This window comes from Streptomyces arenae, from assembly GCF_022343545.1.
In the GTDB taxonomy this organism is placed as follows: Bacteria; Actinomycetota; Actinomycetes; order Streptomycetales; family Streptomycetaceae; genus Streptomyces; species Streptomyces humi.
Map to the genome: position 1 here is coordinate 211,904 of NZ_JAKQYH010000087.1, position 21,018 is coordinate 232,921.

20 protein-coding genes and 1 tRNA gene are annotated in these 21,018 nt (G+C 70.3%); 14 read left to right on the top strand and 7 right to left on the bottom strand.

The genetic code is table 11. The annotated features are described in order from the left end of the window. The first annotated feature begins 292 nt into the window (after positions 1–292). From eno to MB828_RS40270, 6 genes are all read left to right on the top strand, one after another. Positions 293–1,579: a phosphopyruvate hydratase gene (gene eno, locus MB828_RS40245; RefSeq protein WP_133027892.1), complete on the top strand. Its 1,287-nt coding sequence runs from the start codon at positions 293–295 to the stop codon at positions 1,577–1,579. Between the two features lie 107 nt (positions 1,580–1,686). After that, positions 1,687–2,163 (top strand): FtsB family cell division protein, encoded by a 477-nt coding sequence (locus tag MB828_RS40250; RefSeq protein ID WP_046731699.1) that lies wholly within the window; start codon positions 1,687–1,689, stop codon positions 2,161–2,163. A gap of 29 nt (positions 2,164–2,192) precedes the next feature. Further along, the gene (locus MB828_RS40255) at positions 2,193–2,747 is read left to right on the top strand and encodes a DUF501 domain-containing protein (RefSeq protein WP_301652482.1); all 555 of its coding nucleotides are present in this window, start codon (positions 2,193–2,195) and stop codon (positions 2,745–2,747) included. After that, the gene (locus MB828_RS40260; RefSeq protein WP_301652483.1) at positions 2,744–3,685 is read left to right on the top strand and encodes a Ppx/GppA phosphatase family protein; all 942 of its coding nucleotides are present in this window, start codon (positions 2,744–2,746) and stop codon (positions 3,683–3,685) included. The genes MB828_RS40255 and MB828_RS40260 overlap by 4 nt, the downstream gene beginning before the upstream one ends. A 443-nt stretch (positions 3,686–4,128) precedes the next feature. Continuing rightward, positions 4,129–5,508 carry an NAD(P)/FAD-dependent oxidoreductase gene (locus tag MB828_RS40265; protein WP_133027889.1) on the top strand — a complete coding sequence of 460 codons (1,380 nt, stop codon included), beginning with the start codon at positions 4,129–4,131 and terminating at the stop codon, positions 5,506–5,508. Positions 5,509–5,713: 205 nt separating this feature from the next. Next, a complete protein-coding gene (locus tag MB828_RS40270) occupies positions 5,714–7,012 on the top strand; it encodes an SAM-dependent methyltransferase (protein ID WP_133027888.1) in 1,299 nt (432 codons plus the stop codon). A gap of 82 nt (positions 7,013–7,094) precedes the next feature. Here MB828_RS40270 and MB828_RS40275 read toward each other — a convergent pair whose 3' ends face one another. Both MB828_RS40275 and MB828_RS40280 read right to left on the bottom strand, forming a co-directional pair. After that, positions 7,095–9,623: an ABC transporter permease gene (locus tag MB828_RS40275; protein ID WP_301652484.1), complete on the bottom strand. Its 2,529-nt coding sequence runs from the start codon at positions 9,621–9,623 to the stop codon at positions 7,095–7,097. Continuing rightward, positions 9,623–10,387 carry an ABC transporter ATP-binding protein gene (locus MB828_RS40280; RefSeq protein ID WP_301652556.1) on the bottom strand — a complete coding sequence of 255 codons (765 nt, stop codon included), beginning with the start codon at positions 10,385–10,387 and terminating at the stop codon, positions 9,623–9,625. Before MB828_RS40280 ends, MB828_RS40275 begins: the two co-directional genes overlap by 1 nt. Positions 10,388–10,838: 451 nt before the next feature. On the opposite strand from MB828_RS40280, the gene MB828_RS40285 reads away from it, so the two are divergent. Beyond that, a tRNA-Leu gene (locus MB828_RS40285) sits at positions 10,839–10,921 on the top strand. Between the two features lie 28 nt (positions 10,922–10,949). Here MB828_RS40285 and MB828_RS40290 read toward each other — a convergent pair. Both MB828_RS40290 and MB828_RS40295 read right to left on the bottom strand, forming a co-directional pair. After that, positions 10,950–11,201, bottom strand: a complete 252-nt coding sequence (locus tag MB828_RS40290) for a hypothetical protein (protein WP_240528530.1) — start codon at positions 11,199–11,201, stop codon at positions 10,950–10,952. 152 nt (positions 11,202–11,353) lie between these two features. Then, positions 11,354–11,743 (bottom strand): helix-turn-helix domain-containing protein, encoded by a 390-nt coding sequence (locus MB828_RS40295; RefSeq protein ID WP_132894448.1) that lies wholly within the window; start codon positions 11,741–11,743, stop codon positions 11,354–11,356. Positions 11,744–11,974: 231 nt separating this feature from the next. On the opposite strand from MB828_RS40295, the gene MB828_RS40300 reads away from it, so the two are divergent. The 6 genes from MB828_RS40300 to MB828_RS40325 all read left to right on the top strand — a co-directional run bounded on the left by MB828_RS40300 (position 11,975) and on the right by MB828_RS40325 (position 17,741). Then, positions 11,975–12,190: a hypothetical protein gene (locus MB828_RS40300; protein ID WP_185149294.1), complete on the top strand. Its 216-nt coding sequence runs from the start codon at positions 11,975–11,977 to the stop codon at positions 12,188–12,190. A 78-nt stretch (positions 12,191–12,268) separates the two neighbouring features. Then, positions 12,269–12,487, top strand: coding sequence for a hypothetical protein (locus MB828_RS40305; RefSeq protein ID WP_133027885.1), 219 nt, complete (start codon positions 12,269–12,271; stop codon positions 12,485–12,487). Positions 12,488–12,576: 89 nt separating this feature from the next. Beyond that, positions 12,577–14,484: a hypothetical protein gene (locus MB828_RS40310; protein WP_301652485.1), complete on the top strand. Its 1,908-nt coding sequence runs from the start codon at positions 12,577–12,579 to the stop codon at positions 14,482–14,484. Between the two features lie 94 nt (positions 14,485–14,578). Further along, complete coding sequence (locus MB828_RS40315) at positions 14,579–15,256, top strand: hypothetical protein (protein ID WP_133027883.1); 678 nt, start codon at positions 14,579–14,581, stop codon at positions 15,254–15,256. Positions 15,257–15,507: 251 nt separating this feature from the next. Then, positions 15,508–16,686: a 4-hydroxybenzoate 3-monooxygenase gene (locus tag MB828_RS40320; RefSeq protein WP_301652486.1), complete on the top strand. Its 1,179-nt coding sequence runs from the start codon at positions 15,508–15,510 to the stop codon at positions 16,684–16,686. Positions 16,687–16,880: 194 nt separating this feature from the next. Next, positions 16,881–17,741: a Bax inhibitor-1/YccA family protein gene (locus MB828_RS40325; protein ID WP_133027881.1), complete on the top strand. Its 861-nt coding sequence runs from the start codon at positions 16,881–16,883 to the stop codon at positions 17,739–17,741. Positions 17,742–17,824: 83 nt separating this feature from the next. Here the strand turns inward: MB828_RS40325 and MB828_RS40330 are convergent, their stop codons facing one another. After that, a complete protein-coding gene (locus MB828_RS40330; protein ID WP_046731686.1) occupies positions 17,825–18,055 on the bottom strand; it encodes a DUF4287 domain-containing protein in 231 nt (76 codons plus the stop codon). Between the two features lie 128 nt (positions 18,056–18,183). On the opposite strand from MB828_RS40330, the gene MB828_RS40335 reads away from it, so the two are divergent. After that, a complete protein-coding gene (locus tag MB828_RS40335) occupies positions 18,184–18,495 on the top strand; it encodes a hypothetical protein (protein ID WP_301652487.1) in 312 nt (103 codons plus the stop codon). A gap of 168 nt (positions 18,496–18,663) precedes the next feature. Here the strand turns inward: MB828_RS40335 and MB828_RS40340 are convergent, their stop codons facing one another. After that, positions 18,664–19,446 (bottom strand): hypothetical protein, encoded by a 783-nt coding sequence (locus tag MB828_RS40340; RefSeq protein WP_133027879.1) that lies wholly within the window; start codon positions 19,444–19,446, stop codon positions 18,664–18,666. Between the two features lie 283 nt (positions 19,447–19,729). Next, positions 19,730–20,950 carry an acetyl-CoA C-acetyltransferase gene (locus MB828_RS40345; RefSeq protein ID WP_133027878.1) on the bottom strand — a complete coding sequence of 407 codons (1,221 nt, stop codon included), beginning with the start codon at positions 20,948–20,950 and terminating at the stop codon, positions 19,730–19,732. Positions 20,951–21,018: the final 68 nt, after the last annotated feature.

Genomic DNA, 21,018 nt, shown 5'->3' on the forward strand with positions numbered 1-21,018 from the left:
ACGTGAGGGCCGCCCCCGTCCCCCACGGGCCCCCGCTCCGGTGCGTCTCCCCCCGAACGCACCGGAGCGGGGTTTCTCTTTGCGGTTGTCGCTTGACCCGCTCTTCTTCCGTTCTTCATGCGGGGCCCCCTTTGTTCCGCGCATGAACAATGAGTACCGTCAGGGTGTCCACGGGCCGGTCGGTCGGCCGGCTGACGGCCCTGGGACGGTTAGGCTCTAGTCGCAAGGCTGAGCAAGGGCCGACAAGGCCCGCGTGCGCCCCGCACAACCAGCGTCACATCCCAAGAAGGAGATGCTCGTGCCGTCCATCGACGTCGTCGTAGCCCGGGAAATCCTGGACTCCCGAGGCAACCCCACGGTCGAGGTCGAGGTCGGCCTCGACGACGGCAGCACGGGTCGTGCCGCCGTCCCGTCCGGCGCCTCCACCGGTGCCTTCGAGGCCATCGAGCTCCGTGACGGCGACCCCAACCGCTACCTCGGCAAGGGTGTCGAGAAGGCCGTCCTCGCCGTGATCGAGCAGATCGGTCCGGAGCTGGTCGGCTACGACGCCACCGAGCAGCGCCTGATCGACCAGGCCATGTTCGACCTGGATGCCACCGACAACAAGGGCTCGCTCGGCGCCAACGCCATCCTCGGCGTCTCCCTCGCCGTCGCGCACGCCGCCTCCGAGGCGTCCGACCTGCCGCTGTTCCGCTACCTGGGTGGCCCGAACGCGCACCTGCTGCCCGTCCCGATGATGAACATCCTCAACGGCGGCTCGCACGCGGACTCCAACGTCGACATCCAGGAGTTCATGATCGCCCCGATCGGCGCGGAGTCCTTCTCCGAGGCGCTGCGCTGGGGTGCCGAGGTCTACCACACCCTGAAGAAGGTCCTGAAGACCAAGGGGCTGTCCACCGGCCTCGGTGACGAGGGCGGCTTCGCCCCGAACCTGGAGTCCAACCGCGCCGCGCTCGACCTCATCCTGGAGGCGATCAAGCAGGCCGGTTACATCCCCGGCGAGCAGATCGCGCTCGCGCTCGACGTCGCCGCGTCCGAGTTCTACAAGGACGGCAAGTACGAGTTCGAGGGCAAGTCCCGCTCGGCCGCCGAGATGACCGAGTACTACGAGGAGCTCGTCGCCGCGTACCCGCTGGTCTCCATCGAGGACCCGCTGTTCGAGGACGACTGGGCCGGCTGGAAGGTCATCACCGACAAGCTCGGTGACAAGGTCCAGCTCGTCGGCGACGACCTGTTCGTCACCAACCCGGAGCGCCTTGCCCGCGGCATCGAGGAGGGCACCGCCAACGCCCTGCTCGTCAAGGTCAACCAGATCGGCTCGCTGACCGAGACCCTGGACGCCGTCGAGCTCGCCCAGCGCAACGGCTTCAAGTGCATGATGTCCCACCGCTCCGGCGAGACCGAGGACGTCACCATCGCGGACCTGGCCGTCGCCACCAACTGCGGCCAGATCAAGACCGGTGCCCCGGCCCGCTCCGAGCGCGTCGCCAAGTACAACCAGCTGCTGCGCATCGAGGAGATCCTCGACGACGCGGCGGTGTACGCCGGCCGCTCCGCGTTCCCCCGTTTCAAGGGCTGAGCCGGTACCGCCTCTCGTGGGTAAGGCTTAGCCAGTCGTACGTACGTCCCCGTACCCGGTCCCGTACCGTGTGCGGGGACGTACGCACGTATCAGGGAGGCGGGGACATGGCCGTGAAGGACCGGGACCGGTTCTCCACCGCGACCAGGCTCAAGCTGCTCGGCGAGCAGACGGCGGCCCGGGTCTACCGCTCCCAGACCAAACGGCAGGCCCGCCGCTCCCGGCTCACCGGCCGGGCGGCGCTGCTCGCGATCGTGCTGTGCACGATGATCGTCGCGCTCGCCTATCCGATGCGGCAGTACGTCTCCCAGCGCGCCGAGATCGCCGACCAGGAACGCCAGCAGCGGCAGGCCCGGCAGCGGGTCGAGCAGCTGCGCGACCTGAAGGCGCGGTGGCAGGACGACACCTACGCCGAGCAGCAGATCCGGCAGCGGCTGCACTACGTGATGCCGGGCGAGACCGGGTACGTCGTGATCGACCCCGGTGCCGCCAAGCAGGCGCGCGCGGACCTCGGGGCGGCCGACCGGCCCTGGTACGCGAACGTCTGGGACGGCGTCGACAAGTCCGACGCGTCCGACCAGTGAACCGACAGAAAGCCACGCAGAACACAGTCATGCAAACGCCTCCGCCCTCCACTCCGCGTACCGAGCCCACCGACGCCGACGTCGAGGCCTTCAAGCAGCAGCTCGGGCGGCCGCCGCGCGGGCTGCGGGCGATCGCGCACCGGTGCCCGTGCGGGCAGCCGGACGTCGTGGAGACCGCGCCGCGGCTGCCGGACGGGACGCCGTTCCCGACGCTGTACTACCTGACGTGCCCGAAGGCCGCGTCCGCGATCGGGACCCTGGAGGCCAACGGCGTCATGAAGGAGATGACGGCCCGGCTGGAGAGCGATCCGGAGCTGGGGGCGGCGTACCGGGCCGCGCACGAGGACTACATCCGGCGCCGGGACGAGATCGAGGAGCTGACGGGCTTTCCGAGCGCGGGGGGTATGCCGGACCGGGTGAAGTGCCTGCACGTGCTCGTCGCGCACTCGCTGGCGGCGGGGCCGGGCGTGAACCCGCTGGGCGACGAGGCGATCGCGATGCTGCCGCAGTGGTGGGCCAAGGGGGCGTGCGTGACGCTGTCCGGTGACCACGCGTCGGCGCACACCGAGGAGAACGACAAGTGACCCGCGTCGCCGCCATCGACTGTGGTACGAACTCCATCCGCCTCCTCGTCGCCGACGTGCACCCGGAGACGGGGGAACTCGTCGACCTGGACCGCCGTATGACGATCGTCCGGCTCGGGCAGGGTGTCGACCGGACCGGGCGGCTCGCGCCGGAGGCGCTGGAGCGGACCTTCGCCGCGTGCCGGGAGTACGCGGCCGTCATCAAGGAGCACGGCGCGGAGCGGCTGCGGTTCGTCGCCACCTCCGCGTCCCGTGACGCCGAGAACCGGGACGAGTTCGTGCGGGGCGTGCTGGACATCCTGGGCGTGGAGCCCGAGGTCATCACCGGTGACCAGGAGGCCGAGTTCTCCTTCACGGGGGCGACGAGGGAACTGAGCGGCCGTGACGACCTCGCCAAGCCGTTCCTCGTCGTGGACATCGGCGGTGGTTCGACGGAGTTCGTGGTCGGTGACGCGCACGTGCGGGCCGCCCGCTCCGTGGACGTCGGCTGTGTGCGGATGACCGAGCGGCACCTGGTGCACGAGGGGCACGTCAGTGACCCGCCCACGGAGGCCGAGACCGCCGCGATGCGGGCCGACATCGAGCGGGCCCTCGACCTCGCGGAGGAGACCGTGCCGTTGCGCGAGGCGCGCACCCTGGTCGGTCTCGCCGGATCCGTCACCACGCTGTCCGCCATCCACCAGGACCTGCCGGAGTACGACTCCGCCGCCATCCACCACTCCCGCATCCCCTGTGCCAGGGTCCGGGAGCTCACCGAGTGGCTGCTGCGGTCGACGCATGCCGAGCGGGCGGCGATCCCCTCCATGCACCCCGGCCGGGTCGACGTGATCGGAGCCGGTGCCCTCGTCCTCCTGTCGATCATGGAGCGGGTGGGTGCGGAGGAGGTCGTGGTGAGCGAGCACGACATCCTGGACGGCATCGCCTGGTCCGTCGCGTAGCCCTGTTCAGAGGCCTCCCGGAGGCCTCGGTTGAGCAGGTCAGGTCTACGGATGAGCGGTTTTTCGGCCTGTGACACGCCGTGCCACGACACTCCGTCGGAAACCTTCGTGAAGTTCTTCACAAGGAATTCCGCGCAGGTGAGGGGTCCGAAGGGGCCTGTTGGGCCGTACGGGGTCACAACGGGCCTGTGCGGGTGCTCAGGAGAGCGTCCAGGGGGCGTTCCGGGAGGCGCTCGTGAGGGTGACATCGGGGGTCCTCACGGTGCCCCCGGAAGCCTGGAGAGGCAGCTCACGCGGCATTGACAACGGGTCGTATCGGAAGTGGGTTCCCGCCGGTGACCATGACCTGTGTCACGTGGGCCGCGGAGTGTAGCACGACCCCTGTGGAAGCTTGTGAAGGGGCGCACGAGCGGGCCCCCCTGGGCGGGTGGATACTCGATGCCATGAGCACCACGGAGCGTCCCAGGATCCTCGTAGTAGGCGGTGGGTACGTAGGCCTGTACGCAGCTCGGCGCATCCTCAAGAAGATGCGCTACGGCGAGGCGACCGTCACGGTCGTCGACCCCCGGTCGTACATGACCTACCAGCCCTTCCTCCCCGAAGCCGCCGCCGGCAGCATCTCCCCCCGGCACGTCGTCGTCCCGCTGCGACGCGTGCTGCCGAAGGCGGAGGTCCTCACCGGCCGGGTCACCACCATCGACCAGGACCGCAAGGTCGCCACGATCGCCCCGCTGGTCGGCGAGGCGTACGAGCTGCCCTTCGACTACCTGGTCATCGCGCTCGGCGCGGTCTCCCGTACCTTCCCGATCCCCGGCCTCGCCGAGCAGGGCATCGGCATGAAGGGCATCGAGGAGTCCATCGGCCTGCGCAACCACGTCCTCGAGCAGCTGGACAAGGCCGACTCCACGACCGACGAGGAGATCCGCCGCAAGGCGCTCACCTTCGTCTTCATCGGCGGTGGCTTCGCGGGCGCGGAGACCATCGGCGAGGTCGAGGACATGGCCCGCGACGCGGCGAAGTACTACAAGAACGTGTCCCGCGAGGACATGCGCTTCATCCTGGTGGACGCCGCCGACAAGATCCTCCCCGAGGTCGGCCCCAAGCTCGGCCTGTACGGCAAGGAGCACCTGGAGAGCCGCGGTGTGGAGATCTACCTCTCCACCTCGATGGACTCCTGCGTCGACGGTCACGTGGTGCTGAAGAACGGCCTCGAGGTCGACTCCAGCACGATCGTGTGGACGGCCGGCGTCAAGCCGAACCCGGCGCTCGCCCGCTACGGGCTGCCGCTGGGCCCGCGCGGTCACGTGGACACCGCCCCGACCCTCCAGGTGCAGGGCACCGACTACATCTGGGCCGCGGGCGACAACGCCCAGGTGCCGGACGTCGCCGCCCGCAAGGCCGGTGTCGAGAACGCCTGGTGCCCGCCGAACGCGCAGCACGCGCTGCGGCAGGCCAAGGTGCTCGGCGACAACGTGGTCTCCGGCATGCGGGGCTTCCCGCAGAAGGAGTACAGCCACGCCAACAAGGGCGCGGTCGCCGGTCTGGGTCTGCACAAGGGCGTCGCGATGATCGTCCTGGGCAAGGCCAAGATCAAGGTCAAGGGCCGTCTCGCCTGGTACATGCACCGTGGCTACCACGGTCTGGCGATGCCGACCTGGAACCGCAAGATCCGCATCTTCGCCGACTGGACGCTCGGCATGTTCCTCAAGCGCGAGGTCGTGTCCCTGGGCGCCATGGAGAACCCCCGCGAGGAGTTCTACGAGGCCGCCAAGCCCGCGCCGGTCGCCGCCCCGAAGACCGAGGAGAAGGCCAAGGCCTCCTGACCTCGGCCCCGGGTCGCTGAACCACCCGAAGGACCTCCCGCCATCCGTGGTGCGGGAGGTCCTTCGGCGTTCCCGGGGCCCCGGCCAACTACGTGGCTGATACAGCTGTTTTGCCCAGTCGTAACTCCTTTGCGGGACTGCGCTGCTGCCCTCACGGTGTTTACGTGGTAACCGGCATCCGGGATCGATGTCTTGGAGGTGTGCCATGGCTGACGCCGCGTCGCGGCTGAGAAGTATCGCCGAGCAGGTGCTGGGGGTTCCGCTCCCGGTACGACTGCGGGCCTGGGACGGATCGCAGGCCGGGCCGCCGGACGCCCCGGCGCTCGTCATCCGCAACCGCCGCGCCCTGCGCCACATGCTGTTCAAGCCGGGCGAGCTGGGACTGGCCCGCGCCTGGGTCGCCGGCGACCTGGACATCGAGGGCGACCTGTACACCGCCCTGGCCGCGATGTCCGGGCTGATCTGGGAGCGCGGGGAGGACGCCCGCACCCTCGCCCAAGCCCTGCGCGACCCCCGGGTGCGGGCGGCGGCCCGGGACCTGCTCAGGCTCGCGGGGCCGCCGATCCCGCCCGCCCCGCCCCGCGAGGAGGTGCGCAGACGCCGGCACCTGCACACCCGCCACAGCGACAGACGGGCCATCAGCCACCACTACGACGTGGGCAACGACTTCTACGAGATCGTGCTCGGCCCGTCGATGGTGTACTCGTGCGCCTACTGGGGGGCCGCCGAGGACGCGGACACCCTGGAGACGGCGCAGCGCGACAAACTCGAACTCGTCAGCGCCAAACTGGGCCTGACCCCCGGTCAGCGGCTCCTCGACGTCGGCTGCGGCTGGGGCTCCATGGCCATCCACGCGGCCCGTGAGCACGGGGTGAGCGTCGTCGGGGTGACCCTGTCCCAGGAACAGGCCGCGTTCGCCCGTAAACGGGTCGCCGACGAGGGTCTGACGGACCGGGTGGAGATCAGGGTCCAGGACTACCGGGACGTCCGGGACGGGCCGTACGACGCGATCTCGTCGATCGGGATGGCCGAGCACGTGGGGGCCGAGCGGTACCTGGAGTACGCGCAGGAGCTGCACGGGCTGCTGAAGCCCGGCGGACGGCTGCTCAACCACCAGATCGCGCGGCGCCCGCAGCGCGACGAGTCGGCCTACAACGTCGACGACTTCATCGACGCCTACGTCTTCCCGGACGGCGAACTCGCCCCGATCGGCACCACCGTCACCCAGCTGGAACGGGCCGGGTTCGAGGTGCGGGACGTGGAGTCGATCCGCGAGCACTACGCCCGCACCCTGCGCCGCTGGGTGGTCAACCTGGAGGCCGACTGGAAGCGCGCGGCACGGCTGGCCGGACCCGGCCGGGCCCGCGTCTGGCGGCTGTACATGGCCGCCTCCGCCCTGGCCTTCGAACGCAACCGCATCGGCGTCAACCAGGTCCTGGCGATCAGGACACCGGACGACGGCGCCTCCGGTCTGCCGCTGCGCACCCGCACCTGGAACCGGTAGTCCCCCGAGGACGCGAAACCCGAGGACGCGAAAAGGGGCCCCACCTCGCTCGTGTGGGGCCCCTTCGCCGTACTCGCCGCCGCTACTCGGCCTTGATCGCCGACAGCATGTTCAGGCGGGCCGCGCGCCGGGCCGGCCACAGGGCGGCCAGGACGCCGACCACACCGGCCAGCAGGAGGAAGACCGCCATCCTGGTCCACGGCAGGACCAGTTCGTACGTCGGCATCTTCGCGCCGACCAACTGGCCGGCCGCCCAGCCGAAGAACACGCCCAGGCCGATGCCGAGCACCCCGCCGAAGAGCGAGATGACCAGCGACTCCAGGCGGACCATCCGCTTGACCGCCTTGCGGTCCAGGCCGATCGCGCGGAGCATGCCGATCTCCTGGGAGCGTTCGAACACCGACATGGCCAGCGTGTTGATGACACCGAGGACCGCGACGATCACGGCCATCGCGAGCAGGCCGTAGACCATGTTCAGGATCAGCGTGAAGGCCTGCGCGATGGAGTCGGACAGGTCCTGCTTGTCCTGGACCTTGATCGCCGGGTTGGAGCCGAGGGCCTTCTCCAGCCTGTCCTTGGCCGTGCCCGACGTGCCGTCCGCCGTCTTGACCATGACCTGCATGTCGGCCGGGTCGGTCTCGTGCGGGGTGAGAACGGCGTTGTCGAGCATGATCCCGCGGATCATCTGGTTGCCCTGGTAGACCCCGGCGACCGTCATCCGCCGCGCCTTGCCGTCCTCGAAGTGGACGGTGAAGGCGGAACCCGCCTTCCAGTCGTGCGACTTCGCGGTGTCGTCGTCCACGACGACGTCCGAGCCGCCGACCTCGAAGGTGCCGCTGTCGACCTCGAGGTCGGTCAGCTTCCCGATCGCCGAGCCGTCGACGCCGGTCAGGAACTCGGTCTCGCCGTCGATCCGGGAGGCCGCGTTGCGCAGCGGACTGGAGGCGGTGACCCCGTCGGTGGCCGCGACCTTCTTCGCGACGTCGGGGGAGAGCGCGTTGCCGTTGGCCATCGAGACGACGTAGTCCGCGCGGATCGCCGAACTCGCCATCCGGTCGATGGACTTCTGCAGGCTGCCGGCCATCACCGTCATGCCGGTGATCAGCGTCAGGCCGATCATCAGCGCGGAGGCGGTGGCGGCGGTACGGCGCGGGTTGCGCACCGAGTTCTGGCGGGCCAGCTTCCCGGCGACACCGAACCCGCGCAGCAGCGGGGCGGCGGCCGCGATCAGCGGACGGGAGAGCAGCGGGGTGAGGACGAACACGCCGATGATGAGGAGGACCGCGCCGAGACCCATCGGGGCCTGGCCGTCGCTGCCGCTCATCGTCGTCGCCGCCAGGATGACCGCCACGCCCGCCGCCGAGAACAGGGCGCCGATCGTGTTGCGCAGCACCAGGGACTTGGTGGTCGGGGCCGCGTGCAGGGCGCTCATCGCGGCGACCGGCGGGATCTTCGCGGCGCGACGGCCGGGCAGCCAGGCGGCCAGCATGGTGATGACGACGCCGACGACGAGCGCGGCGGCCACCGTGCCCGGCGTGATCACCAGGGGGCCGTCCGGGACGGTCGCGCCGAACGAGCCGAGCAGCGAGCGCAGTCCGGCGCCGATGCCGATACCGGCGACCAGACCGGTCACGCCGGCCACCGCGCCGACCACGAACGCCTCGATCAGCACCGAGCGGGTCACCTGGCGGCGGGAGGCGCCCACCGCCCGCAGCAGCGCCAGTTCCTTGGTGCGCTGGGCGACCAGCATGGTGAAGGTGTTGGCGATGATGAACGTGCCGACGAACAGCGCGATACCGGCGAAGACCAGCAGGCCCTGGCGCAGTCCGCTCATGCTGCTGGAGATCTGTTCCGCCTGGTCGTCGGCGAGCTTCTGCCCGGTGGTGGTCTCCACGAGCTTCCTCGGCAGGGCCGCGTCCAGCTGGGACTTGAGGGCGGCCTGGCCGGTGCCGGACTTCGCGGTCACGTCGATCTCGTCGTACGCGCCCTTCTTGCCGAACAGCTGCTGCGCGGTCGCCGTGTCGAACAGGGCGAGGCTGCCGCCGGCGGCGACGTTGCCGTCGTCGGTGGTGAAGACGCCGGCGATCCTCGGGGTGAGGACCGGGCCGTTCACCGAGATACGCACGGTGTCACCGACCTGGTAACCGGCCCGCTCGGCGGTCTTCGAGTCGATCAGCACCTCGTTCGCGCCGCTCGGCGCGTGGCCGGCGACGAGGGGGTAGCGGGCGTCCTTGGTGCCCCAGTAGTTGCCGCCCTCGGACTGCCAGCCGCCGCCGATCAGCTTGCCGTCCTTGTCGGCGATGGCGGTGAAGCCGGTGACGACCCCGGTCGCGGAGGCGGCCCCGGGGACCTTCCCGGCCTTGTCGAGCACCGCCTGGGTGAGGTCGGGCGTCCTGCCGACCTTGTCGCCCTTGGAGTCCTGGTACTTGGCGGTGACGGCGACGTCGACACCCTTGAAGCCCTTGGCGGAGCTGTTCTGGTAGGCGTCCGAGATGGTGTTGGTGAAGACCAGGGTGCCGGAGACGAACGCGACGCCGAGCATGACGGCGAGCACGGTCATCAGCAGCCGGGCCTTGTGCGCCAGGACGTTGCGCAGGGCGGTGCGGAACATCAGCTGGTACGGCCCTTCGCGTCGAACTGCTTCATGAAGTCGAGGACCGTCTCGGCCGTGGGCCGGTACATCTCGTCGACGATCCGGCCGTCGGCGAGGAAGACCACCCGGTCGGCATAGGCGGCGGCGACCGGGTCGTGGGTCACCATGACCACCGTCTGGCCCAGTTCGCGCACCGAGTTGCGCAGGAAGCCCAGCACCTCGGCGCCGGAGCGGGAGTCCAGGTTCCCGGTCGGCTCGTCACCGAAGATGATCTCCGGCCGGGAGGCGAGGGCGCGGGCGACGGCGACGCGCTGCTGCTGGCCGCCGGAGAGCTGCGAGGGGCGGTGGCCGAGCCGGTCCTTCAGGCCGACCATCCGGATCACGCTGTCCAGCCACTCCTGGTCGGGTTTGCGGCCCGCGATGTCCATCGGGAGGGTGATGTTCTCCAGGGCGGTCAGCGTCGGCAGCAGGTTGAAGGCCTGGAAGATGAACCCGATCTTGTCCCGGCGCAACCTGGTGAGCTGCTTGTCCTTCAGGGAGCCCAGCTCGGTGTCGCCGATCCGGACGGAACCGGAGGAGAAGGTGTCGAGGCCGGCCACGCAGTGCATCAGCGTGGACTTGCCGGAGCCGGACGGCCCCATGATCGCGGTGAACTCGGCCTGCCGGAACTCGACGGTGACCCGGTCCAGGGCGACCACCTGGGTCTCGCCCTGGCCGTAGACCTTCGAGAGGTCCGTGGCTCGTGCGGCCACCGAGGTGGTCCGCCGGTCGACCGGGGGCACCCCCGGACGAAGTTCGGGGGAGGGTGTGATGGACACGGAAGGGTGCTCCTGTCGGGACGACGGCGTTCGTTCACGGGGACCGCACCATCGTCTCGGCCGCACCGGCCCGTGTAGTCAGCCGCTGTTCCGGTTCCGGGGGTCGACCGAGGTCGGACCGGCGGGCCCGGTCTCATACCTGGGGATGACGGCGGACCCCGAGAGCAAGATTCGGAACCGGCCACCGCGAGACGTCGAGAACAGGTGGAGCCCCCTTGTTCGGACGGTGAAATTCCGTCATTCCGTGTACGCGCGCACCCACCGCGCGTAACGCTATTGGCAAGTGCGGATGGCTCGTTCCGGGGGCTGATGCACCCTCAGACGTCAATAAAATAAGACAACATCGGGTCGGCCGTCCGCTGTTCGGGGGACGCGTCCCGATAGGGTCGGTGCCGCGTAGCGGAGCCCATGGCCTGCCCGGATGGTGGAATGCAGACACGGCGAGCTTAAACCTCGCTGCCCCTCGCGGGCGTACCGGTTCAAGTCCGGTTCCGGGCACTTCCCGCCCCTCGTGGGCGGTGTCGGCTCACCCCTCGTAGACCGTCAGGACCGCCCCGTCGACCTCGATGCGGCGGCCCGCGCGCATGCCGTTGCGGCGCAGGGCCGCCAGGCACTCCTCGAAGAGGGCGAGTTCGACGGTGTCCAGAATGGCCGCCGCCAGGTCCAGGAGCTCGGTGACCGACGTGTCGGTGAGCACCTCGGGCAGTTCCCCGGACAGCAGGACGACGGACTCGCCGTCGGGTCCCCGGACCACGGCCGTCGCGGGTCCGCCGTGCACGAACAACACATTTCCCCCTGAGAGCCCGTGGTCGTGCGGCTCTCGCCTGCCGGGCAGGACGAGAGACTAGTCCGGGAGCCTGGCGGTTTCGTGCGGAGTCGGATTCTTTACCCGGGTTGACGGAAATACACCCGGGAGTGTGACGGTGGCGGTCACTTCTCCCGCGGGGAGCGATCCAGCAGGGACTCCACGAGGGCGGCGACATGGCGGCGGTCGTCGGACGACAGCTTCTGGACGCTCGCGATCAGCAGCGCGACCTCGGGGTCGGCGGCCGGGGCGTTCGGATCCGCGTCCGGCGCGGTGTCGTACACGTGGATCCCGCAGGCCTCGGCGGCGGCCCGGCGCACCGTCTCCAGCGGGAGTTCCAGCCCCTTGGCCAGCCCTTCCAGGGTCGTCGTCTGCGGCATGCGGACCACCCGTTCCGCGGTGGCCAGGTGGTGGACGGTGGAGCGCGGGACGGAGCCGCGGCGCGCCACGTCACCGTAGGACCAGCCCTTGCGGTCGAGGTGCTCGCGGATCAACTGCTGCAGTGCGTTGGCCACTGACCGTCACTTCCTGCTCGCCGCCGGCGGGGTGCGCCCCCATGTCGCGCCGATTCTACGGTCGGGTACGCGATCGGCCGAGAGGGTGATTTCACGAACGGGTTGCGCGACGGGTCCCCGAGCCCGTAGTGTCCAATCTCGTTGGACAGCACGTCCGACCAGATTGGACAGAGTCCGGGGGGAACCTGACTCGATCCGATCGGAAATGTCTATTCCCGAGGGGGAAAGATCATGATGGACGCCCATGAGCTCGAGGCCGAGTCCGCGGAGCTGCTGCCGGGTCGTGAGGCCCTGGGCAAGCTGAAGTTCGGCTTCGGCAAGACGGTCAACGTCACCAAGCACGTCGCGAACATCAGCGCCCACAACGAGTCCGCCGCGCTGAACGACCACTCCTCGTGGTCGGTGGCCGACTCCGGCGCCGCCCAGACCATCAGCGTCACCCAGTAGCACCGTCCCGGCGCACGGCGCCGGGACCCGCTGGACCCACATCGATCTCACCGCACACGCACCGAAAGGACATCCGTCATGAGCATGGACATGAACGAGCTGGAGAACGAGTCCGCCGAGCTGCTCCCCGGCCGTGAGGCCCTGGGCAAGCTGAAGTTCAGCTTCGGCAAGACCGTCAACGTCACCAAGCACGTCGCCAACATCGAGGCGTCCAACCAGTCGGCCGCGCTGAACGACCACTCGGCCTGGTCGTCCGCCGAGTCGGCCGCCGCGCAGACGATCAGCGTCACCCAGTAGTCCCCGCGAGCGCCACCGCCGTCGCCCCGGCGGTGGCGCTCCTGGGTATCGGGGGGGAACTTCATGGGGGATCCGGGGGGAGACCACATATGACGGTGCTCGGAGACGGGACCGCCGCGCTGTACGACACGGGCCCGGTGCCCGGACCCGGCGGCTGGCCGGTGACCTACGAGCAGGTGGCGACGGGCAACCTGCCGGTGGTGGAGGCGCCGTCACCGGTCCCGAGGCTGAGCGCGGGACTGCGGCTGCACGGCGAGTACCAGGGGTCGGGTTTCACCGAGCCCAAGTACATCGCCCGTCGGGGGGACGGGCAGGTCGTGCAGCTGTCCAGGCTGCTGTACCTGGTGGCGTCGTCGGTCGACGGCGTCCGCGATGCCGAGGCCATCGCGCACCGGGTCAGCGCCCGCTTCGGCCGCGAGGTGAGCGGGGAGAACATCCGCTTCCTCGTCGAGAAGAAACTGGAACCGCTGGGTGTGACGGTCCCGGAGGGCCAGGAGGACGACGAGGTCGACGCCCCGCGCTCCGACCTGCTGCTCGCCCTCAAGGGCCACCGGGTCATCTTCAACGAGCGGCGCACGATGAAGATCGCGCGTTCGCTGGCCTGGCTGCACCGGCCGGCCGTGGTCGCGCTGTTACTGGGCTCGGCCGTCGCCATGGACGTCTGGCTGTTCGGGTTCTTCGGGGCGATCGAGCCCGTCCTCCAGGTGCTCGACCAGCCGGTCCTGATCCTCGTCGTCTTCGTGCTCACCGTGGCCTCCCTCGTCTTCCACGAGTTCGGCCACGCCTCGGCGTGCAGATACGGCGGAGCCCGCCCCGGCTGCATCGGGTGCGGGCTCTTCCTCATCTGGCCCTCGATGTACACGGACGTCACCGACGTCTACCGGATCGGCCGGGCCGGCCGGCTCCGCACCGACCTGGGCGGGGTGTACTTCAACGTCGTCTTCATGCTGGCCATGACCGGCGCCTACTTCGCCACCGGGTCCCAGTTCTTCCTGGCCACGGTGTACCTCGGGCACTTCGAGATCATGGAACAGCTGATGCCGGCCGTACGGCTGGACGGCTACTACATCCTCGGCGACCTGGCCGGCGTCCCGGACCTGTACGGCAAGATCAAGCCGATCCTGCTGGCCCTGGTACCGGGAGCGAGGGGGGACAAGGCCCGCGCGGAGGTCGCCGGGCTGAAGAAGTCGGCGCGCGCCATCGTCGCCACCTGGGTGCTGACGATGATCCCGCTGATCATCGGCGAACTCGGCTACGCCCTGTGGAACCTGCCCCGGATCCTCACCACGATGGTCCGCTCGCTGACCGAGCAACTCATCGGCACCGGCTCGGCGTTCGTGGACGGAAAGATCGTCGAGGGACTGGTCGGGACGATCGGCTGCGTGATGCTGCTCTGCCCGATGGCCGGTGTCGTCTACCTGTCCGTGAAGATCGGCGGGCGGATCTTCCGGGCCGCGAAGCGGTCCACGGCGGGCCGGCCCGGCCTCCGGCTGGCGATCTGCGCCCTCGCCCTCGCCGGGCTCACCGGGCTCAGCTACGCCTGGATGTCCGGGGTGACCCCGAAGCCGCTGCCCAAGCAGCCGCCGATCGCGCCCATCCTCCAGCCGGGGGTGCCGACCACGGCGCCGCCGGCCCGTCAGGCCTCGACCCCGGACCAGCCGGCCGACGGCTCCGGCACGCCCACGGACACGGTGTCCGGGGCCCCGGCCGGCCCGGCCGGAGCGAGCGCCGCGCCCTCGGCCGAGCAGACGTCACGCGGCGCGTCCGCCTCGGCGTCGCCGTCCGTCTCGGCGCCGGGCCACCCCGGCACGGGCACCACCGGATCCCCGGCGCCGTCCGGCGGGGGCACGGTCACCGGTCCCACGCCCTCCCCCTCGGAGAGCGTCGCGGTCCCGCCGACGCCCACCCCGTCGGAGAGCGTCCCGGTGTCACCGACGCCCAGCCCGTCCCCGCCGCCGGCCAGCGACTCGCCGAGCCCGGCCCCGGCGACGTCCTGACGACCGGCACCGGGCCGCCGTACCGCACGTGCCGGCACCGGGCCGTCGTCCACTCACCGCTTACCGCAGCACCACTGGAGCACAGGAGCACGCCATGAGCAGTCACCGAAAACCACGCGCCACCGCGAGCCCGCTCACCCGACGGGCCATGCGGATCGGCCTGTTCGCCGCCGGACTCGCGGGCGCGGCCACCGCCGTGCCCGCCCAGGCGGCCACCGCCGCGACGCACGCCGCGTTCGCCTCCGACCACGTGTTCAGCCACGCCGACCGCGGTCACCACACCCAGGCCAGGGACTCGTTCACGGTCCGCCAGTTCGGCACGGTGAACGCCGCCGCCGCACGCAACCAGGCCAACGCCGTCTCGGCCGGCTGCTCGGCCGACGACCACTGCCGTTCGGTCGCGCTGTCCTTCCAGATCGTCACGATCGCCGGCGAGCACACGCACCTGAACGCCGTGAACCTCAGCGACGCGGCCAACAAGGAGTGCACGGGCTGTCAGACCCTCGCGGGCGCCTACCAGTTCGTGGTCTCCACGCCGACCGCGCTCCGCTTCGACAAGGCCACCCAGGACAAGCTCGCCGACATCCACCGCCGGCTCGACGCGCTGACCCGGTCCACACTGCCCGCCGCCGACCTGCGCACGAAGGTCGACGGGCTGGCCGGCGAGGTCACCAGCGTCCTGCACGACGCGGTCGCGAACGCCCCGAAGGGCGACCCGAAGAACGACGTCACCCTCCACCGCCACCTGGACGGCTGGCCCGGCGGCCGCTGAGCCCCGCGCCGCCGTCGTAGGGACCGGGCACCGCACACCCCACCGAGGCCGCCGGGCCCGCGAGCGCCATTCGCGGGCCCGGCGTCCGGTCGTGTCCATTGACACGGGGTACGACCGGAAGGAGACTCAGGGCAACTCAGTGAAGTTAATTTCACCAGGCGAACAAGCCGCGCGGCAGGCCACGCGAACCGACACCACGTGAGCGGGCCGGCCGTGGCCGTCGTGGGTGAACGGACGGAAGGGAACGACCGATGCGCACCACCGTCGGCATCATCGGAGCCGGACCCGCGGGGCTCCTCCTCGCGCGGCTGCTGCACAACGCGGGCATCGACTCGGTCGTCCTGGAGAGCCGTGACCGCTCCTACGTCGAGCACCGCCAGCGCGCCGGGATCCTGGAGCAGGGCACGGTGGACGTGCTGCGCGCGGCCGGCGCCGGGGAGCGCATGGACCGCGAGGGCCTGCGCCACGACGGCATCGAGCTGCGGTTCGACCGGCGGCGCCACCGCGTGGACTTCCCCGCCCTGACCGGCGGCCGGTCCGTGACGGTCTACGCGCAGACCGAGGTCTGCAAGGACCTGATCGCCCTCCAGCTCAAGGAGGGCGGTCCGCTGCTCTTCGAGGCGGAGGCGCTGGCGGTGGAGGGCGCCGGGAGCGAGCGGCCCCGGGTGCGGTTCCGGCACGAGGGCCGCGAGGACGTCCTGGAGTGCGAGTACGTCGTCGGCTGCGACGGCTTCTGGGGAGTGGCCCGCACCGCGTTCCCCGAGTCCCTGTCCAAGGTCTTCGAGCGGACGTACCCCTACGGCTGGCTGGGCATCCTCGCCGACGTCGCCCCCTCCCACGACGAGCTGGTCTACGCCCGCCACGAGCGCGGCTTCGCCCTCCTGTCGATGCGCTCCCCGTCCGTCTCGCGCCTCTACCTCCAGGTGCCGGCCGGCACGGACGCCGAGGACTGGACCGACGAGGCGATCTGGGACGAGCTGGAGCGCCGCTTCGAGACCGACGACGACTGGCGCCTGGAGCGCGGCCCGATCACCCAGAAGTCGGTCACGCCCATGCGCTCGTACGTCCACGAGCCGATGCGGCACGGCCGGCTCTTCCTCGCCGGGGACGCCGCCCACATCGTGCCGCCGACCGGCGCCAAGGGGCTGAACCTGGCCGTGGGCGACGTCGTGACCTTCGCGCGGGCCCTGGCGCACGAACGGGAGACGGGCTCGCCCGAGCTGCTCGACGCCTACTCGGCGACCTGCCTGCGCCGGGTCTGGCAGGCCGAGCGGTTCTCCTACGACATGACCACCCTGCTCCACCCCGGTCCCGGCGACACGCCCTTCGACGCCCGGCTCCAGCTGGCCCGGCTCGGCCGGATCGCCTCCTCCCGGGCGGCCGAGACCGACCTCGCGGAGGCGTACACCGGCTTCCCCTTCGACGCCTGAAGGGTCCCTGGCCGGTTCCGGCCGGGTACCGGCTTCGTCATGGAATGAAGCCCTCCGTGGCCGGGAATGAGGGCTCCGCGTAGCGTGTTGCGCAGCATGCCGGGGGAAAGATCCTCCCCAGGTAGCATGGCAGACTTTTGCCAATCCATTACTCTTGACGCCAAGGCCACGCACGGTGGCCATGGAGGAGTGAAATGAGGAGCAGCAACCCGGTCTTCTCGCGACGGGGGTTCAGCCGCGACAACGGCTACGCGGGCTTCAACACCGCGCCGCAGGCCGGGTACGCACAGGGCAACCCGTACGCGCAGAACCCGTACGCGAACAACCCCTACGCGCAGCAGGACGTCCAGCAGGGCGCCCCGCCGCAGGCCCCGGCCACCACCGGCCGCATGACGATGGACGACGTCGTCCTGCGCTCGGCCATGACGCTCGGCACGGTCGCCGTCGGCGCGGTCCTCGCCTGGGCGCTGCTGCCCGTCTCCAGCACCAGCTTCGGCCTGGCCTTCGGCTCCGCGATCGTCGCGATGGTCCTGGCCCTGATCCAGAGCTTCAAGCGCACCCCGGTGCCCGCGCTGATCCTCGGCTACGCCGCCTTCGAGGGCGTCTTCCTCGGTGTCATCAGCGAGATGTACAACAGCCAGTGGAGCGGCGCGCCGTTCCAGGCGGTGCTCGGCACCATGGCGGTCTCGGCCGCCACCCTGCTGGTCTACCGGGCCGGCTGGATCCGCGTCACCGCCCGCTACGCCCGTATCGGCATGGCCATCGCCATCGCCTTCGTGCTGGTCATGGCGGTCAACCTGCTGCTGGTCGCGTTCGGCGTCGCCGAGAACGGCGGACTGCGCAGCTTCGGCCCGCTCGGTGCGATCGTCGGCATCATCGCGATCCTGCTCGGCGCGTTCTTCCTGACCCTCGACTTCAAGCAGATCGAGGACGGCATCGCGTACGGCGCCCCGAAGAACGAGGCCTGGCTGGCCGCGTTCGGCCTCACCATGACGCTGGTGTGGATCTACGTCGAGATGCTCCGGCTGGTCGCGATCTTCAGCAGTAACGACTAGCGGGACGGCAGGCTCTCCCGAGTGAGCCGAGAAGGGCCCCGGGGTCACCGCCCCGGGGCCCTTCGGCGTATGTCCTTGCGCGCCTAGAGAAGTTTGCGCGCCGCCCTCCTCAGGTCGTACTCGTGGATCAACGCCTTCGCGTGGCCGTACGCGAGGTTGTGTTCGTGGCGGAGCCAGCTGACCTTTTCCTCGAAGCGGAAGAGGGACGGGCCTTCCTCGACGGTGCGCAGCCAGTCGGACACTTCACGACCGGTGCAGTGGGGGATGCGGGCGAGCATGTTGCGATGGGTCTCCTCGGAGAAGACTTGGGACATCGGCGCCTCCGGTGCGCAAAGGGGGTTGTAGCCGGTCCTTCACGTCACCGTGCCTGAGTGTCGGCGCGTTGGCAACAGTCGGGACGCGTCCTGGCCGAAGAGCCGACGGGAGGCGTTACGCTCGCGGCGTGGTTGATACGACGCCTCTTACCCGTGCCGTGGAGCATTTCGCCGACAAGTTGCGGGCGGCGCCGCAGAGTCGGCTGCAGAGAGGGGCGGCCGCGGAGGCGCTGGCGCTGGCCAGGCAGCTGTCCGGCTGGGCGCAGACCGTCGAGGAGCCGGGCGGCACGGTCCGGGAGATGCCGGACGCGGGGATGTTCGCTGTGGCCGACCAAATCACGGTGGCCGGCAATGACTTGGCGGTGGTGCTGGAGAGCGACGCCGAGGTCGGCGACGCGGTCCGCATGGTCGAGGAGGCCCAGAAGAGAGCGGGGGTCTGAGACCGAGCGTCGTCGGGTGCGGGTGCGTGGGGGTTGCTCGCGCAGTTCCCCGCGCCCCTGAAGGGGCGCTCACACCGACGCCCCTGAAAGGGGCGCGGGGAACTGCGCGACCAGCCACGACGGCGCCGCACCCGAACACGCACCCCAGAACCCCAGGACCTCAGAAGCTCACAGTGACGCTATGACGCGGTCCGCCAGGATGTACACGTTCTCTTCCCCGCACGCGAACGTCAGTGTGTACGCGCCCGAGATCCCCGATCCGCCCAGCAGGTACGGCGTCTCACCGGCGCCCAGGGCCGCGGCCAGCCGCTCGGCCGTCTCCCGGTGCCCCGGCGTCATGCACAGGGTCGTGCCGTCGGCGAAGACGTAGACGTCCAGTGTGCCCAGCGGGCCGGGGCGGACGTCGGACAGCTCCACCTGCGACTCGGCCAGCTGCTCCAGCGTCGCGACCGTACGCTCGTGGTCGTTCACCATCGGCGACTGCACCGGCACGAAGTCCGGGTGGGACGGGTGCCGGCGCCGCGCCGCGGCCAGTTCCGGGGAGTCCCCGGTGAACTCGTCGGTCTCCGCCGCCGGCTCGGCGACCGGCTCGAGACCCGCGAAGTCGGCCTGCCGGGGCAGGAACAGCTCGTTGTCCGCCAGGCCCAGCAGCGACGGCGTGTCGGACACGTCACGCGCCTCCTGCGCGGCCCAGAAGGCACGCGCCTCGGCCAGCTCCCGCTCCCGCTCCTCGGCCAGCGCCTCCGCCACCGCCGCGCGTATCTCCTCGGCGTCCGCGTGGCTGCGGGCGGCGGGCAGCAGGGCCCGCATCGCGGCGGCCTGGTTCTGGGCAAGCTGGGTGCCCAGCTCGGCGACCTGACGGCGCAGCTTCAGAACGGTGCGCAGGACAGCGACGCCCACGGCGCCCGTGGCGGCCGTGGTGAGCAGCAAGGCGATCGGCATGGCGCTCACTGACGTACTCCCGGTTCAAAGTCGACCCCCGACTTCCTACCTCAGCTTGAAGGGTGGACTATCCAGCTGTCAGTGCGTAACGTCACGAAACGGGCAGGGAATTGGCCCCGGGGTTTACCAGGACGACCGCGCTGACCTGCTGTGATGTCCCTCCGGAGGGAGATAGGTCACATCCTGGGGGAGATTGGATCACAAATCGGCCCGGCGTTCGGGGGTTTCTCGAACACCGGGCCGTTGTGTCACGGACGGTCCCGTGACGGTCACTCAGGGGTCGGTTCGGGGGTCAGCTCAGGCGCTCGATGACCATCGCCATGCCCTGGCCGCCGCCGACGCACATCGTCTCCAGGCCGAACTGCTTGTCGTGGAACTGGAGGGAGTTGATCAGCGTGCCGGTGATCCGGGCGCCGGTCATGCCGAAGGGGTGGCCGACGGCGATGGCGCCGCCGTTCACGTTCAGCTTCTCCAGCGGGATGCCCAGGTCGCGGTAGGAGGGGATCACCTGCGCGGCGAACGCCTCGTTGATCTCGACCAGGTCGATGTCGTCGATGGTGAGGCCGGCCCGCCGCAGCGCCTGCTTGCTAGCCTCCACCGGGCCGAGGCCCATGATCTCGGGGGAGAGGCCGGTGACGCCGGTCGACACGATCCGGGCGAGCGGGGTGAGGCCCAGCTCGCGGGCCTTGGTGTCGCTCATGACGACGACCGCCGCGGCGCCGTCGTTCAGCGGGCAGCAGTTGCCCGCGGTGACCAGGCCGTCGGGGCGGAAGACCGGCTTCAGGCCGGCGACGCCCTCCAGGGTGACGCCGGCGCGCGGGCCGTCGTCCTTGCTGACCACCGTGCCGTCGGGGAGGGTGACCGGGGTGATCTCGCGCTCCCAGAAGCCGTTCTTGATGGCTTCCTCGGCGAGGTTCTGGGAGCGGACGCCGAACTCGTCCATGTCCTGGCGGGTCACGCCCTTGATCCGGGCCAGGTTCTCCGCGGTCTGGCCCATCGCGATGTACGGGTCGGGGAGCAGGCCGTCCTCGCGCGGGTCGTGCCAGGTCGAGCCCTCGGACGCGGCGGTGGCCGCGGTACGGGCCTGTGCCTCGTCGAAGAGCGGGTTCGTGGTGCCCGGGAGGCCGTCCGAGCTGCCCTTGGCGTAACGGGAGACCATCTCGACGCCGGCCGAGATGAAGACGTCGCCCTCGCCGGCCTTGATGGCGTGCAGTGCCATGCGGCTGGTCTGCAGGGACGAGGAACAGTAGCGGGTGATCGTGGTGCCGGGCAGGTGGTCCATGCCCATCTGCACGGCGACGATCCGGCCGAGGTTGTAGCCCTGCTCGCCGCCGGGCAGGCCGCAGCCGAGCATCAGGTCGTCGATGTCCCTCGGGTCCAGCTCGGGGACCTTGGCGAGGGCGGCCTGGATGATCGTCGCGGTGAGGTCGTCGGGGCGCAGGTCCTTCAGGGAGCCCTTGACGGCACGGCCGATCGGGGAACGGGCGGTCGAGACGATGACGGCTTCGGGCATCACGGCTCCAGTGACGGTGGTTGGCAGGGCCGCTTCGGAAGTTACCGGTACGTATGTCATCGGTCACC

What these genes read in the sequence shown, in the direction of transcription:
- eno (WP_133027892.1), top strand. Translation starts at nt 293, where the DNA reads ATGCTCGTGCCGTCCATCGACGTCGTCGTAGCCCGGGAAATCCTGGAC.
- MB828_RS40250 (WP_046731699.1), top strand. Translation starts at nt 1,687, where the DNA reads ATGGCCGTGAAGGACCGGGACCGGTTCTCCACCGCGACCAGGCTCAAG.
- MB828_RS40255 (WP_301652482.1), top strand. Translation starts at nt 2,193, where the DNA reads ATGCAAACGCCTCCGCCCTCCACTCCGCGTACCGAGCCCACCGACGCC.
- MB828_RS40265 (WP_133027889.1), top strand. Translation starts at nt 4,129, where the DNA reads ATGAGCACCACGGAGCGTCCCAGGATCCTCGTAGTAGGCGGTGGGTAC.
- MB828_RS40270 (WP_133027888.1), top strand. Translation starts at nt 5,714, where the DNA reads ATGGCTGACGCCGCGTCGCGGCTGAGAAGTATCGCCGAGCAGGTGCTG.
- MB828_RS40275 (WP_301652484.1), bottom strand. Translation starts at nt 9,623, where the DNA reads ATGTTCCGCACCGCCCTGCGCAACGTCCTGGCGCACAAGGCCCGGCTG.
- MB828_RS40300 (WP_185149294.1), top strand. Translation starts at nt 11,975, where the DNA reads ATGATGGACGCCCATGAGCTCGAGGCCGAGTCCGCGGAGCTGCTGCCG.
- MB828_RS40305 (WP_133027885.1), top strand. Translation starts at nt 12,269, where the DNA reads ATGAGCATGGACATGAACGAGCTGGAGAACGAGTCCGCCGAGCTGCTC.
- MB828_RS40310 (WP_301652485.1), top strand. Translation starts at nt 12,577, where the DNA reads ATGACGGTGCTCGGAGACGGGACCGCCGCGCTGTACGACACGGGCCCG.
- MB828_RS40315 (WP_133027883.1), top strand. Translation starts at nt 14,579, where the DNA reads ATGAGCAGTCACCGAAAACCACGCGCCACCGCGAGCCCGCTCACCCGA.
- MB828_RS40320 (WP_301652486.1), top strand. Translation starts at nt 15,508, where the DNA reads ATGCGCACCACCGTCGGCATCATCGGAGCCGGACCCGCGGGGCTCCTC.
- MB828_RS40325 (WP_133027881.1), top strand. Translation starts at nt 16,881, where the DNA reads ATGAGGAGCAGCAACCCGGTCTTCTCGCGACGGGGGTTCAGCCGCGAC.
- MB828_RS40330 (WP_046731686.1), bottom strand. Translation starts at nt 18,055, where the DNA reads ATGTCCCAAGTCTTCTCCGAGGAGACCCATCGCAACATGCTCGCCCGC.
- MB828_RS40345 (WP_133027878.1), bottom strand. Translation starts at nt 20,950, where the DNA reads ATGCCCGAAGCCGTCATCGTCTCGACCGCCCGTTCCCCGATCGGCCGT.